Origin of the sequence: Kribbella qitaiheensis (assembly GCF_042657745.1) — a bacterium.
GTDB classification, from domain to species: domain Bacteria; phylum Actinomycetota; class Actinomycetes; order Propionibacteriales; family Kribbellaceae; genus Kribbella; species Kribbella qitaiheensis.
This window is the reverse complement of record NZ_JBHSKE010000013.1, coordinates 31,618-45,513: the sequence shown is the minus strand read 5'-3', so window position 1 is coordinate 45,513 and position 13,896 is coordinate 31,618. Positions and strand designations below refer to the sequence as shown.

Below are 13,896 nucleotides of genomic sequence, written 5' to 3'. Positions count from 1 at the left end.
CGTGTACCGGAAGGTGATCAGGCCGGTCCTGTACCGGCTGGGCAAGGGAGATGCCGAGGTGGCTCATGAGCAGACCTTGCACGGGCTGCGCCGGCTGAGCCGCGTTCCCGGCGCGGTGAGCGCTCTCTCGCGTTCCTACGGTTCGCTGCCCGCCGGGCTGGAGCGCACGGTCTTCGGGGTGCGTTTTCCGAGCCCGGTCGGGCTGGCCGCCGGTATGGACAAGAACGGTGTCGCCCTGCCGGCCTGGCGGGCCCTCGGATTCGGGTTCGTCGAGGTCGGCACGGTGACGGCGCAGGCCCAGCCGGGCAACGAGAAGCCGCGGTTGTTCCGGTTGGTCGAGAGCGAGGCCGTGATCAACCGGATGGGGTTCAACAACCTCGGCTCGGCGGCTCTCGCGGACCGGCTGGAGCAGTACGGCGATCTCGGGTATCCGCTCGGGATCAGCATCGGGAAGTCGAAGGTGACGCCGCTCGAGGACGCGGTGCAGGACTACGTCACGTCGCTGCGGCGGCTCTACCACTTCGGCGACTACTTCGCGGTCAACGTGAGCTCGCCGAACACGCCGGGATTGCGCTCTCTGCAGGACTCCGGCCACCTTCGGGAACTGCTCACGGCGCTGCACGCCGAGGCCGACGCATTGAGCTCCGGTGGTCGCGGGCCGAAGCCGATCCTGGTGAAGATCGCGCCCGATCTGACCGAGCAGGCGATCGACGAACTGCTCGGCGTCTGCACGGACGTCGGCGTGGCCGGGATCATCGCGACCAACACCACCATCGGGCGGGGCGGGCTCGCTCCGGCCGACGAGCGGCTGGCAGGGGAGACCGGCGGTCTGTCCGGTCGTCCGCTGACCGAGATCTCCGCCAAGACCGTGGCCCACATCTATGCCGAGACCGGGGGAGCGCTGCCGATCATCGGCGTCGGCGGCATCCTCGACCCTTCCGACGCGGCCCGCCTGCTCGACGCCGGCGCCAGCCTCGTCCAGATCTACACCGGCCTGATCTACCGCGGCCCGGGCCTGATCCGCCAGACCAACCGCCACCTGGCCGGGCAAGGACTTCGATGAGCCTGAGGACTTCGATGAGAGAGCGAGAACGCCCTATGAGCAGCCAGCCCTTCGGAACCCGGCTCCGCGCCGCGATGACCGAGCGCGGCCCCCTCTGCGTCGGGATCGACCCGCACGCCCACCTGCTGGAGGCCTGGGGTCTGCCTGACGACCCCGACGGCCTCGCCTCGTTCACGTACGGCGTGGTCGACGCACTCGCCGACCAGGTCGCCGTGTTCAAGCCACAGTCGGCGTTCTTCGAACGCTTCGGGTCGGCCGGCATCGCAGTACTGGAGCAGGCGACGATCCGCCTGCGCGAGGCCGGCGCACTGGTGATCATCGACGCCAAGCGGGGTGACATCGGTTCGACCATGTCCGGCTACGCGTCGGCGTACCTGTCCGAGAAGGCGCCGCTCGCGTGCGACGCGCTGACGGTCAGCCCGTACCTCGGGTTCGGTTCGCTCCAGCCCGCGATCGACGAGGCCCGCGAGGCCGGTGCCGGTCTGTTCGTGCTGGCGCTGACCTCGAACCCGGAAGGCCCGCAGTTCCAGTCGGCCCGTACTGCGGCCGGGCCGACCGTGGCCGGCGCGGTTCTTGACGGGCTGCGCGAGTTGAACGCTGACGCGGACGACCTGGGATCCTTCGGGGCCGTGGTGGGCGCCACGATCCAGCCGACCGACGAGAACCTCGACATCCGCGGCCCGCTGCTCGCCCCCGGACTCGGAGCCCAGGGAGCCACGCCTGCAAGCCTGTCGAAGGTCTTCGGCGCCGCAGTCCACAACGTCGTACCGTCAAGCTCCCGCGAGATCCTCGGCGCCGGCCCCAACCCGGCCGCCCTCCGCGAAGCCGCAGCCCGCTCCAACGACGCCTTCCGGACGGTCCTCGGCTACTGATCGTTGTAGAGGTCGGTCAGCAGAGCCACGGCTGCCTGAGTGGCCGGGTGGGGGTCGTGGCGGCGCCAGGCCAGGTGGACCTCGACGAGAGGAGCGTCGCGGACAGGGCGGTAGACGATGCCGTCGCGCCGGTACTGCGTGACGGTGGCTTGCGGGGTCAGGCCGACGTACCGGCCGGTGGCGATCGCGGCTAGCCAGTCGTCGATGTCCTGGGTGTGCTCCAGTTGAGGGCGCGAGCCTTCCGGCCAGAGGTCGGTCGTGGTCGTCCCGGTCCGGCGATCCACCAGCAAGGTGCGTTCGCGTAGCTCGTCCATGGTGATCGAGCGCCGACGCCGCCAGGGGTCGTCGGCGGCCATCGCGCAGTACCGGCGTTCGTCCGCGATCTTGGCGTGTGCGAACCGCTGGGTGTCGATGGGTGTCCGGACGACCGCCAGATCGCACAGCCCTTCGGCCAAGCCGCCAGTCGTCGTGTTGGTGCGGACCAGATGCAACTCGACGTCCGGGTAGAGCGCGGCCCACCGTCGCTGGAACTCGCCCGTGTGCTGCCCCATCGCCGACCACGCATGCCCGATCCGCAACCGCGTATGTCCGGTCGTCGCCTCCCGCACCAGATCGTCCGCTTCAGCCAGCAGATGCCTTGCCCGCGCCAGCACCTGTACGCCGGCCGTGGTCGGGCTGACGGTCCGGCTGGTCCGGTGCAGCACGCGCACCCCGAGAACCTGCTCGAGACCGAGCAGAGTCCGCGACACCGCCGCCTGCGAGATCCCCAGCTCGATCGCGGCGTCGGTGAAGGTGCCCGTATCCACGATCGCCACCAGGCACCGCAAGTGCCGCAGCTCGAGACCCATGACTCCAGCGTATAGATCCCCTCGTCGATGCATTTTGCGAACAGTTGGCACCCGCGCAGCCTCGAGTCATGACAACCGCCAGTCATACCCCCGCAGCGCCGGCGACAGCCGACCCCCAGCCCGCGCTGGGGGTGCTGATGATGTTGGGGAGCGGGCTGTCCAATCAGGTCGGGGCGGCCATGGGAGCCCTCGCATTTCCGGTGATCGGGCCGGTCGGTGTGGTGGCGGTGCGGCAGTGGTTGGCCGGGCTGTTGCTGGTGGCTGTTGGGCGGCCTCGGCTGCGGGAGTTCACGGCTCGCCAGTGGTGGCCGGTGCTCGGGCTCGCGGTGGTGTTCGCGACGATGAATCTGTCGCTGTACACGGCCATCGACCGGATCGGGCTCGGCCTGGCGGTGACGTTGGAGTTCCTCGGGCCGTTGACGGTGGCGCTGGTGGGCTCGAGGCGGACGATCGATCTTGTCTGTGCGCTCGCGGCCGGGCCGGCGGTCGTGGTGCTCACCCGGCCGCAGGCGAGCACTGACTATCTGGGCGTCGGGCTGGCGCTGGTGGCGGCGGTCTGCTGGGGGTGCTACATCCTGCTCAACCGCACGGTGGGACGGCGGATCCCGGGAGCGCAAGGGTCGGCCGCTGCGGCTGCTGTGTCGGGGCTTGCCTACGTCCCGGTCGGAATCTTCGTGCTCTGGCACCATCCGCCGACGGTCGCGGCGATCGGGTACGCACTCGCGGCCGGACTGCTGTCGTCGGCTGTTCCGTTCCTGGTGGACCTGCTCGCGCTGCGCACGGTTCCGGCGCAGTTGTTCGGGGTCTTCATGAGTGTGAACCCGGTACTGGCTGCCCTGGTCGGCCTGCTGGTGCTCGATCAGCGGCTCGATCGCCTCGACTGGTTCGCCATCACTGTGATCGTCGCCGCCAACGCAGTTGCTGCGGGAACAGCTGGACGGCAGGGCAGATCAGTGCGCGCTGCCGTGGCGAACGGGGGCTGACGCGAGAGGTTACGGGCTGGTTCCAACCCGGTCGTGCGACGTTGTTCACGGCGTGTGGTGCGCAGTGTTGACCCCGGTGTTCGGAAGGGTTGCCGTGACGGGAAGCGAACGGCTTTCCGCGGCAACAGATGGGACAGGAATGCGTAAGGTTGCGGCCCTCGCGGCGGTAGTGACATTGGGCGTCGGCACATTGACGGCGTGCTCGGGTGGCGACTACTGCAGCGAACTGCAGAACTATGCCGAGGCGGTCAAGAACGCCGACATCAAGGACTCCGAGGCCGTCGACAAGATCCGCACCGAGTCCGGCAAGCTGTCCAAGTCGGCGCCCGACGACCTGAAGGACGACTGGTTGGTCGTGAAGGACTTCCTCGACAAGGCGAAGGACGCGAACGGCGACCAGACCAAGCTGGCCGAGCTCGCCAAGAACGAGGGCCAGAAGATGGGGACCGCCTCCGAGGCGATCGCCAAGCAGGCGAAGGACACCTGCAAGGTCAGCATCGAGAACTGACCCCCACCCGCCGAGCCAGGGTGGCGAAAAGATGGGTTTCCGGTTGGTTTGGTGACGGCCGGTAGCGTCTGCGGCAACACCCCCGAGGACCACTCGAGACCCCCGAGGATGAGGAACAGATGCGCACAGTTGTGATCACCGCGACCCTGATCGCCGCGGCCGCCGGGTTGACCGCATGCACCGAGGAGCAGGCCTACTGCGTCGATCTGGCCGGCTACGCGGCCTCCGCGGTGAACGTGGACCCGCAGAACCCGGCCGACTACGCGAAGATCCTCGAGGACGCGAAGAAGCTCGAGAACAGCGCGCCGGCCGAGGTGAAGGACGACTGGGCCAAGATCGTGACGATCGCGGAGAAGGCCCAGCAGGCCGGTACGGATCGTGTCGAACTGGCTCGGCTGAGCAAGGAGACCGGGCCCGCGGTGACCGCCTACAAGTCGATCGCGACACATGCGAAGGACTCGTGCAAGGTAGATGTCCCTGAGCTGAACTGAGGCTGTCCCGTCGCGTGTTAGGTTCAGCGGCGAAGCCACAAAACGGGACAGGTGAAACGGTGCCACTTCCTTCTTTGACCCCAGAGCAGCGTGCGGCTGCTCTGGACAAGGCCGCGGCCGCACGGCGTGAGCGTGCGGAGATCAAGAACCGGATCCGGCACTCGGGGGCGTCTCCTACGGAGGTGCTGCACGAGGGGCAGACGAACGACGTGATCGGCAAGATGCGGGTGAGCGCGCTGCTGCAGTGCATCCCCGGGGTCGGCAAGGTCCGGGCCCAGCAGATCATGGAGCGGGCCGGGATCTCCGAGACCCGCCGGGTGCGCGGCCTCGGGACGAACCAGATCGCCGCGCTCGAGCGCGAGTTCGCCGAGTGACGCTGATGTCGACGGATCTGATCACGACGCAGCAGGAAACGGGCCGGAAGATGGATTCGGACACGGGCAACGACGCGGAACGCGGTACCGGCGGGGCCCGGCTGACCGTCCTGGCGGGCCCGACGGCCGTCGGTAAGGGAACTGTCGCCGCCGACATCAGGGAGCGCTTCCCCGACATCTGGATCTCGGTCTCGGCGACCACCCGCAAGGCCCGGCCGAACGAGGTGCACGGGGTGCACTACCTGTTCGTGTCCGACGAGGAGTTCGACCGGATGATCGCCGACGACGAACTGCTCGAGTGGGCGGTCGTGCACAAGGCGGCCCGCTACGGGACGCCGCGGCAGCCGGTGCTGGACAAGCTCGCCGAGGGCCGGTCGGCACTGCTGGAGATCGACCTGCAGGGCGCGCGGCAGGTGCGCGAGACGATGCCGGAGGCGCAGTTCGTCTTCCTGGCGCCGCCGAGCTGGGACGAACTCGTCCGCCGGCTGGTCTTCCGGGGGACCGAGACGGCCGAGGAGCGGGAGCGCAGACTGCAGACGGCTACGCTGGAGCTGGCGGCCGAGAAGGAGTTCGACGTCACGATCGTGAACGCCTCTGTTCGGGAAGCGGCCGATCAGTTGGTAAAGTTGATTCGATCACCCTCCATCTCTGGAAAGAGCTGAACTTGTCTGCCAACCAGCCCGTCGCCATCGGCATCACCTCCCCGCCGATCGACGACCTGCTCACCCACACCGACTCGAAGTACAAGCTGGTGCTCTACTCGGCCAAGCGGGCTCGGCAGATCAACGCCTACTACTCCCAGCTCGGCGAGGGCCTGCTGGAGTATGTCGGACCGCTGGTCGAGACCCACGTCCAGGAGAAGCCCCTGTCGATCGCGATGCGCGAGATCAACGAGGGCGTGCTGACCTGCACGGACATCGACCCCGAGGCCGAGGCGGAAGCTGCCGCCGCCGCTGCGGAGAAGTCCGAGTAATCATCCGTCGATGACGACGCCGGGTTCAGCTCTGTGACCGCCCAGCAGCGGCCGTCCGTGGTTCTCGGTGTCGGCGGCGGGATCGCGGCCTACAAGGTCTGTGATCTGCTCCGCCGGCTGACTGAGTCCGGGCACAGTGTCCGGGTGGTGCCGACCGCGGCCGCCCTGGAGTTCGTCGGGGCCGCGACCTGGGCCGCGCTGTCAGGGCAACCGGTCACCGCCGACCCGTTCGACAACGTGCAGGAGGTCCCGCACGTCCGGATCGGCAAGGGGGCCGACCTCGTCGTGGTCGCGCCCGCCACCGCGAACCTGATCGCGAAGGCCGCGCACGGCCTGGCGGACGACCTGCTGACGAACACCCTGCTGACCGCGCGCTGCCCGATCCTGTTCGCGGCCGCGATGCACACCGAGATGTGGGAACACCCGGCCACCCAGGCGAACGTGGCGACCCTGCGGTCCCGCGGCATCACCGTGCTCGACCCGGCGGTCGGCCGGCTGACGGGCACCGACACCGGCCGCGGGCGCTTGCCCGAGCCAGCCGAGATATTCGCGATCAGCCAGTTGATGCTCGCCGATGAGACCGCCCGCGCCGCTGGGCAGTCGGTGGCGGATCTGACGGGCAAGCACGTCCTGGTCAGCGCCGGCGGCACCCGCGAGCACCTGGACCCGGTTCGCTACCTGGGCAACTCCTCGTCCGGCAAGCAGGGCTACGCGCTGGCCCGGATCGCCGCCGCCCGTGGCGCCAAGGTCACCCTGGTCGCTGCCAACTCCGAGCTCGCGGATCCCGCGGGAGTCCAGGTCGTCCCGGTCACCAGCACCCGCGACCTGTACGAGGAGATCACCAGCCGCGCGGTCGACGCCGACGCGATCGTGATGGCGGCTGCTCCCGCCGACTTCCGGCCGGCCGATGTCGCCGAGCACAAGATCAAGAAGACCGGCGACGGTACGGTGCCGGCGGTCAACCTGGTGGAGAACCCCGACATCCTCGCCACCATCTCGCATGACCGGCAGCGGTCGGACCAGGTCATCGTCGGGTTCGCCGCCGAGACGGGCGACGCCCAGCACAGCGTGCTCGAACTCGGCCGGGCCAAGCTCGAGCGCAAGGGCTGCGACCTGCTGGTGGTGAACGACGTGTCCGGCGGCAAGGTCTTCGGCAGCGACAACAACGAGGCCGTCATCCTCGATCGCGACGGCGGCGCCCTCCCGGTCCCCTCCGGCAGCAAGGACGCCCTGGCCGGCGTCATCTGGAATCTCGTCGCCACCCACTGGCACTAAGCCGTTCAAGGCGGTCACTGGACAGATCGCTCTGTGCCGTGTGCAATATATTGCATGCCAGTGCCGCACAGTCGAGGGCTCGTCTCCAGGACGCTCCTGAGGGAGAACGCCTACCGCGCCATCCGGGACGCCATCGTCGACGGCACTCTCGCGCCGGGGGAGCGCCTCAACGACGCGGATCTGGTGGAGTGGCTGGGCGTCAGCCGTACGCCGGTCCGCGAGGCGCTGGCGCGGCTCGAACAGGCCGGCCTGGTGCAGACCAAGCCCGGGCGCTCGACCATCGTCAGCCCGCTCGACGTCCGCGAGATCCGCTCCGCTCAGCTGGTCACCGCCGCGATGCACGAGCTCGCAGTACGCGAGGCGATCCCGAACCTGTCGGGAGCCGAGCTCGACGCCATGCGCGAGGCGAACCAGCGCCTCGCCGATGCCCTGCGCCGTAACGACGTCGACGCCGCGATCGCCGCCGACGACGACTTCCACGGCGTACCGGTCGCCGCCTGCGCGAACCGCGCGATCGAGACCGTCCTCGAACAGTTCACCCCCGTACTGCGACGCGTCGAGCGCCTGAGGTTCTCGTCGCTCGGCGGCCGCGGCTCGGTCGCCCAGCACGACAGGATCATCTCCCTCTGCGAGGCGGGTGACGTCGAACGCGCCACCGCCGCGACTCGCGCGAACTGGCAGACCCTCGTCCCCCTGCTCGACAGCTCACTCCAGGAGGCTTAATGCCCATCGACGCTTTCGAGCGCTACCCACTGCTCTTCGGCCCGAGCCCCGTCCACCCGCTCGATCGGCTGACCGAGCACCTCGGCGGGGCGCGGGTCTGGGCCAAGCGCGAGGACTGCAACAGCGGTCTGGCCTTCGGCGGCAACAAGACCAGGAAGCTCGAATACCTGGTCGCCGATGCGCTTGCCCAGGGCGCCGACACGTTGGTGAGCATCGGCGGCGTGCAGTCCAACCACACCCGCCAGGTGGCCGCGGCCGCAGCGAAGGCAGGCCTGAAGGCCGTGCTGGTGCAGGAGAGTTGGGTCGACTGGCCGGACCCGGTCAACGACAAGGTCGGCAACATCCTGCTGTCGCGCATCATGGGCGCCGACGTCCGCCTGGTCCGGGCCGGCTTCGGCATCGGCTTCAAGGAGAGCTGGCAGCAAGCGCTGGACGACGTCCGGGCCGGCGGCGGTACGCCGTACGCGATCCCGGCCGGGGCGTCCGACCATCCGCTCGGTGGGCTCGGGTTTGCCAACTGGGCCGGGGAAGTCCAGCAGCAGGAGCAGGAGCTGGGCGTGTTCTTCGACACGGTGATCGTGTGCAGCGTCACCGGCAGCACGCAGGCAGGCATGATCGCCGGCTTTGGGGGCCAGGATCGTCCGCGCCGGCTGCTGGGCATCGACGCGTCGGCCAAGATCGACGAGACCCGGGCGCAGGTGGCCAAGATCGCCCGCAACACCGCGGAGCTCATCGGCCTCGGCCGGGAGCTGCGGGAGGACGAGATCACGGTGCTCGAAGGCTGGGCCGGCGAGCTCTACGGCATCCCGGTGCAGTCGACGCTGGACGCGATCCGGCTCAGCGGCAGCCTCGAGGCGATGATCATCGACCCGGTCTACGAAGGGAAGTCGATGGCCGCGCTGATCGACCTCGTGCGCGACGGCGAGATCCCGAAGGACTCGAACGTGCTCTACGTCCACCTCGGCGGCCAGCCCGCCCTCAACGCCTACAGCGGCCTCTTCCAGTAACGCGCTTAGTCGGAGAATCGAAGCGGTCAGGATCTGGCCGCTTCTCGTTCTAGCCTCAGGGTATGAGCGAGCAACTGCAGTGGAAGTCCGTGGTCGCCCGCCGGATGGCCCGGCATCACCTGGCCGTTCCGGCGGCGAGCAGCCCGGCGGACGTAATACGGGCGATGTGTGGGGCTCATGCGCAGGTGTTGTCGGCCGGGGAGGTGTCGGTCGCGCTCAGGGTCGACGGGGCCACGCGGACAGACGTTCAGAAGGCGTTGTGGGAGGACCACAGCCTGGTGAGGACGTTCGGGCCGCGGGGAACAGTGCATCTGTTGCCGGCCGACGATCTGCCGTTGTGGACGGGCGCGCTGTCCGCTTTGCCGAAGGGTCCGGCGGCGCCGAAGTACATGCGACTGACCGACGATCAGCGCGACGAGGTGATCGCTGCGATCGGTGCGGCGCTGGCTGACGACGACCTGACTGTCGACGAACTGTCCGAGCAGGTGATCGCGCGGACCGGTTCGTGGGCGGGTGATCTGGTGATGCCGGCGTTCCAGGTGTTCTGGCCGCGCTGGCGGCAGGTCATCCCTGATGCTGCGAACGCGGGCATGCTTGCCTACGGCCCCAATCGCGGTCGCAAGGTCACCTACGCGAACCCGCACCGGTACACGCCGTTCCAGCCGATGAACGGGGAGGAAGCGCTCTCTGCGCTCTTGGACCGATATCTCCGCAGCTACGGCCCAGCGACTCCCGAGCAGTTCGCGAAATGGCTCAGCACCTCGACGGCCTTCGTGCGGAACCTGTTCGACGGCCTGCCGGAGGTCGACCTCGAAGGCAGCCGAGCGTGGCTCGCCGAGGGCGACACCGCGATGACGGACAAGCCGGCTACCGGAGTACGGCTGCTGCCGTACTTCGACGCGTACGGCGTGGGCAGCCATCCGCGCGACCTGCTCTTCCCGGGCCGGGCATCGACCCGGGCGCTGGCCGGCGGCCAGGCGGGCAACTACCCGCTGCTACTGGTGGACGGAATCGTCGCCGGGGTGTGGCATCAGCGGAAGTCGGGTCGCAAGCTCCACGTCACAGTGGAACCACTGAGCACCCTCAGCCCCACCCGGCTGCGCGCGCTCGATGCGGAGGTCGATCGCCTTGGTCACATTTTCGACGCGAGCCCGGTGCTCACCATCGGCCCGGTGGAGACCGGTCCGCATGCCTGAGTGAGCGTGAAACTCGCTCCGGGTAGGATCGGCATCACCATCCGCATATACCCAGTTGTCCACTATGTGGCGCAGAATCTCACGAAGCGAACGGATCGGCCCGTCATTCGGGACCTTGGCCGGATCTGCTGGCATACTTCCCAGATACATCGCGTGGGGCGGTGCTGTGACGGGGGAGAGGCTGCCCTGTCATGTGGCGAACGAGGAAACCCGAGGAGAATCCGTGGCACGGCGCCTTTTCACGTCCGAGTCGGTGACTGAGGGTCATCCGGACAAGATCGCTGACCAGATCAGCGACTCAATCCTTGATGCCCTGCTGGCCGAGGACCCCAAGAGCCGCGTCGCGGTGGAGACCCTGGTGACGACCGGCTTGGTCGTCGTCGCCGGCGAGGTCACCACCACCGCGTACGTCGACATCCCCGGCATCGTCCGGGAGCGGATCCTCGAGATCGGCTACGACTCATCCCTGAAGGGCTTCGACGGCGCTTCCTGTGGAGTCACGGTTGCCATCGGCAGCCAGTCGCCGGACATCGCGCAGGGCGTCGACACGGCGTACGAGACCCGTTCGGACGAGTCGTCCGACGCGCTCGACCTGCAGGGTGCGGGCGACCAGGGCCTGATGTTCGGCTACGCGTCGGACGAGACGCCCGAGCTGATGCCGCTGCCGATCACCATCGCGCACCGGCTGTCCGCGCGGCTGTCCGAGGTCCGCAAGGACGGCACGATGGCCTACCTGCGTCCCGACGGCAAGACCCAGGTCACGGTCGAGTACGAGGGCGACAAGGCGGTCCGGATCCACACCGTGGTGGTGTCGAGCCAGCACGCGGCCGACATCAGCCTCGACTCGATGCTGAGCCCGGACGTGAAGAAGCACGTCGTCGACCCGGTGCTCGAGCAGTTCGACATCGACTCGACCGACTACAAGCTGCTGGTGAACCCGACCGGCCGGTTCGAGATCGGCGGCCCGATGGGCGACGCCGGCGTGACCGGCCGCAAGATCATCATCGACACCTACGGCGGCATGTCCCGTCACGGTGGCGGCGCGTTCTCCGGCAAGGACCCGTCGAAGGTGGACCGCTCGGCGGCGTACGCGATGCGCTGGGTGGCCAAGCACATCGTCGCCGCGGGGCTCGCCTCGCGGGCCGAGTGCCAGGTCGCGTACGCGATCGGCAAGGCGGCGCCGGTCGGCTTCTATGTCGACACCTTCGGCACCGAGACCGTGCCGGTGGACAAGATCAGCGACGCGGTGCTCGAGGTGTTCGACCTGCGTCCGGCCGCGATCATCCGCGACCTCGACCTGCTCCGGCCGATCTACGCCCAGACCGCCCGCAACGGCCACTTCGGCCGCACCGGCGAGGACTTCACCTGGGAGCGGCTCGACCGCGTCGAGGCACTGAAGGCCGCGATCGCCCAGTAGTTCCCCGTGACCGCCCGCGACCTGACGAGGTCGCGGGCGGTTCGCCCGTCCGGACCGGTGCCGCGGTTGTCCCCAGGCCTCCCGGCGGTTGTCGGCCGGTCCGACTAGAGTTCACCGGTGGCACAGAACGGGGACTCACCTGAGCAGTTGACGCTGCTCCGCGAGACTGTTCGCCGTTCCCGCACCAAGGAGCCGGCCGGCATCACCTCGACGCTGCCGATCGCCCAGGTCGCGGTGGACATGCCGCTGCCGCATCTCGACCGCCCGTTCGACTACCTGGTGCCCGACGATCTGGCCGACGCGGCGCAGCCCGGCGCGCGGGTCAAGGTGCGCTTCGCCGGCAAGGACCTCGACGGGTTCGTACTGCGCCGGCTGGAGGCCTCGGACCACGATGGCAAGCTCGCGCGGATCCGCAAGGTCGTGTCACCCGAGCAGGTGCTGACCCCCGAGGTCGCCGATCTCTGCCGGGCCGTCGCCGACCGGTATGCCGGGGTCTTCGCGGACGTGACCCGACTGGCGGTCCCACCCCGGCACGCCAAGGTCGAGGCCGAGCCGCTGAAGTGCTCCCAGCCCGTCCGCCCGGTCGAGTCCGCCTCGCGGTCGGAGTGGTCGCAGTACCCGGTGGCCGGTGGGTTCCTCGACGCCCTGACTCGTTCGGAAGCCCCCCGCGCCATCTGGACCGCGGTACCGGGGGCCGACTGGGCGCTCGCCTTCGCGCAGGCGGCGGCGGTCTGTGCGTCCTCGGGGCGTGGCGCGTTGCTGCTCGCGCCCGATGCGCGTGACCTGGAGCGTCTGGCCGAAGCCTGTACCGCGGTGCTCGGGCCGGACGGATTCGTCTCGCTCTCGGCCGACCTCGGCCCGACCGCGCGGTACCGGGCGTTCCTGGCGGCGTTGAGAGGTTGCACGCGGGTGGTGATCGGCACGCGCGCGGCCGCGTTCGCGCCGGTGGCGGATCTCGGGCTGGTCGCGCTCTGGGACGACGGCGACGACTCGTACGCCGAGCCGCGCGCGCCGTACCCGCATGCGCGCGAGGTGCTTCTGCTCCGGGCGCATCGGCAGAAGTGCGCCGCGCTGCTCGGTGGTTTCGCCCGATCCGCCGAGACGGCCGCGCTGCTGGAATCCGGCTGGGCTGCCGAGTTGATCGCGGATCGCGCGGTGGTCCGGGCGGCCGCTCCGGCCGTGCACATCGCGGGGGAGTCGGACACCGAGCTCGCCCGCGATCCGGCTGCCAGGGCCGCGCGACTCCCGCACCGGGCGTTCGAGATCGCGCGCGAGGGGCTTCGCTCGGGCCCGGTCCTCGTCCAGGTGCCGCGAGCCGGGTATCTCCCGAGCCTGGTCTGCCAGACCTGCCGTGCGCCGTCCCGGTGTTCCACCTGCGGCGGGACGTTGCGCCGTACCGGTGGTTCCGGGCCGCCGAGTTGCAGCGTGTGCGGCCGCCCGGCGGCGGACCACCGATGCCCGGACTGCGGCGACACCCGGATGCGCGCCGCCGTCGTCGGAGCCCGCCGTACCGCGGAGGAGCTGGGCCGGGCCTTTCCCGGGGTCCTGGTCCGTACTTCGGGCGGGGACAACATGCTCGACAAGGTGTCCGACCAGGCGGCCTTGATCGTCACCACACCCGGCGCGGAACCAGTCGCCGAAGGCGGCTACAGCGCCGCCCTCCTGCTGGACACGTGGTTGCTGCTCGCCCGGCCGGATCTGCGCGCCCCGGAAGAAGCGGTACGGCGATGGTTCAACGCGGCGGCGCTGGTTCGTCCGGCTCGCGACGGTGGTGCCGTGATCATGGTGGGCGAGCCGTCCTCTACGCCGTTGCAGGCGGTGGTGCGGTGGAGCCCCGAGGGGTTCGCGTCCCGCGAGCTGGAGGAGCGCCGTACTGCGCGGCTGGCTCCGGCGGCCAAGCTCGCGGAGCTCACCGGGCCGACCGAGGCGGTGTTCGATCTGGTCGCCCGGGTGCGGCAGTTGATCGATCCGCAAGCAGGGTTGGAGGTTCTCGGTCCGGTGGCGACCGACGACGAGACCTCGCGGGCGGTCGTGCGGACCCCGCGATCGGCCGGTGCGAGTCTTGCGCGGGCCCTGAAGGAAGGGCAGGCCGCGCGCAGTACCAAGAAGTTGATCGGCTCCGTCCGAGTCCAGGTCGACCCCGCGTCGTTCGGCTGATCAGCCTCA

The 13,896-nt window shown here is 69.4% G+C and carries 15 protein-coding genes; 14 read left to right on the top strand and 1 reads right to left on the bottom strand.

Annotated features, from left to right (window positions below; genetic code table 11):
* Position 1 precedes the first annotated feature (1 nt).
* Complete coding sequence (locus ACFPJ1_RS12805) at positions 2 to 1,063, top strand: quinone-dependent dihydroorotate dehydrogenase (RefSeq protein WP_380103805.1); 1,062 nt, start codon at positions 2 to 4, stop codon at positions 1,061 to 1,063.
* Positions 1,064 to 1,098: 35 nt separating this feature from the next.
* Positions 1,099 to 1,935 (top strand): orotidine-5'-phosphate decarboxylase, encoded by an 837-nt coding sequence (gene pyrF, locus ACFPJ1_RS12800; protein ID WP_380103804.1) that lies wholly within the window; start codon positions 1,099 to 1,101, stop codon positions 1,933 to 1,935.
* Here pyrF and ACFPJ1_RS12795 read toward each other — a convergent pair.
* Complete coding sequence (locus ACFPJ1_RS12795) at positions 1,929 to 2,783, bottom strand: LysR family transcriptional regulator (RefSeq protein WP_380103803.1); 855 nt, start codon at positions 2,781 to 2,783, stop codon at positions 1,929 to 1,931. The two genes, pyrF and ACFPJ1_RS12795, sit on opposite strands and share 7 nt — an antisense overlap.
* 68 nt (positions 2,784 to 2,851) lie before the next feature.
* Here ACFPJ1_RS12795 and ACFPJ1_RS12790 point away from each other — a divergent pair, with 68 nt between their 5' ends.
* From ACFPJ1_RS12790 to ACFPJ1_RS12735, 12 genes are all read left to right on the top strand, one after another.
* Positions 2,852 to 3,766, top strand: a complete 915-nt coding sequence (locus ACFPJ1_RS12790; protein ID WP_380103802.1) for an EamA family transporter — start codon at positions 2,852 to 2,854, stop codon at positions 3,764 to 3,766.
* Positions 3,767 to 3,905: 139 nt separating this feature from the next.
* The gene (locus ACFPJ1_RS12785; protein ID WP_380103801.1) at positions 3,906 to 4,274 is read left to right on the top strand and encodes a hypothetical protein; all 369 of its coding nucleotides are present in this window, start codon (positions 3,906 to 3,908) and stop codon (positions 4,272 to 4,274) included.
* Positions 4,275 to 4,393: 119 nt separating this feature from the next.
* The gene (locus tag ACFPJ1_RS12780) at positions 4,394 to 4,765 is read left to right on the top strand and encodes a hypothetical protein (RefSeq protein WP_380103800.1); all 372 of its coding nucleotides are present in this window, start codon (positions 4,394 to 4,396) and stop codon (positions 4,763 to 4,765) included.
* A 59-nt stretch (positions 4,766 to 4,824) separates the two neighbouring features.
* Positions 4,825 to 5,139, top strand: a complete 315-nt coding sequence (gene mihF, locus ACFPJ1_RS12775) for an integration host factor, actinobacterial type (protein WP_380103799.1) — start codon at positions 4,825 to 4,827, stop codon at positions 5,137 to 5,139.
* Positions 5,140 to 5,189: 50 nt separating this feature from the next.
* The gene (gene gmk, locus ACFPJ1_RS12770; RefSeq protein ID WP_380104020.1) at positions 5,190 to 5,801 is read left to right on the top strand and encodes a guanylate kinase; all 612 of its coding nucleotides are present in this window, start codon (positions 5,190 to 5,192) and stop codon (positions 5,799 to 5,801) included.
* A gap of 2 nt (positions 5,802 to 5,803) precedes the next feature.
* Entirely contained in the window at positions 5,804 to 6,112 is a 309-nt protein-coding gene (rpoZ, locus tag ACFPJ1_RS12765) for a DNA-directed RNA polymerase subunit omega (protein WP_132296263.1), read from the top strand.
* 33 nt (positions 6,113 to 6,145) lie between these two features.
* Positions 6,146 to 7,387 carry a bifunctional phosphopantothenoylcysteine decarboxylase/phosphopantothenate--cysteine ligase CoaBC gene (coaBC, locus tag ACFPJ1_RS12760; RefSeq protein ID WP_380103798.1) on the top strand — a complete coding sequence of 414 codons (1,242 nt, stop codon included), beginning with the start codon at positions 6,146 to 6,148 and terminating at the stop codon, positions 7,385 to 7,387.
* A 54-nt stretch (positions 7,388 to 7,441) separates the two neighbouring features.
* The gene (locus tag ACFPJ1_RS12755) at positions 7,442 to 8,110 is read left to right on the top strand and encodes a GntR family transcriptional regulator (RefSeq protein ID WP_380103797.1); all 669 of its coding nucleotides are present in this window, start codon (positions 7,442 to 7,444) and stop codon (positions 8,108 to 8,110) included.
* Positions 8,110 to 9,117 carry a 1-aminocyclopropane-1-carboxylate deaminase gene (locus ACFPJ1_RS12750; protein ID WP_380103796.1) on the top strand — a complete coding sequence of 336 codons (1,008 nt, stop codon included), beginning with the start codon at positions 8,110 to 8,112 and terminating at the stop codon, positions 9,115 to 9,117. The genes ACFPJ1_RS12755 and ACFPJ1_RS12750 overlap by 1 nt, the downstream gene beginning before the upstream one ends.
* Before the next feature lie 62 nt (positions 9,118 to 9,179).
* Complete coding sequence (locus ACFPJ1_RS12745) at positions 9,180 to 10,313, top strand: winged helix DNA-binding domain-containing protein (RefSeq protein ID WP_380103795.1); 1,134 nt, start codon at positions 9,180 to 9,182, stop codon at positions 10,311 to 10,313.
* A gap of 223 nt (positions 10,314 to 10,536) precedes the next feature.
* On the top strand, positions 10,537 to 11,730 hold the full coding sequence (gene metK / locus ACFPJ1_RS12740; protein WP_380103794.1) for a methionine adenosyltransferase: 1,194 nt from the start codon (positions 10,537 to 10,539) through the stop codon (positions 11,728 to 11,730).
* A gap of 117 nt (positions 11,731 to 11,847) precedes the next feature.
* A complete protein-coding gene (locus ACFPJ1_RS12735; protein WP_380103793.1) occupies positions 11,848 to 13,887 on the top strand; it encodes a primosomal protein N' in 2,040 nt (679 codons plus the stop codon).
* Positions 13,888 to 13,896: the final 9 nt, after the last annotated feature.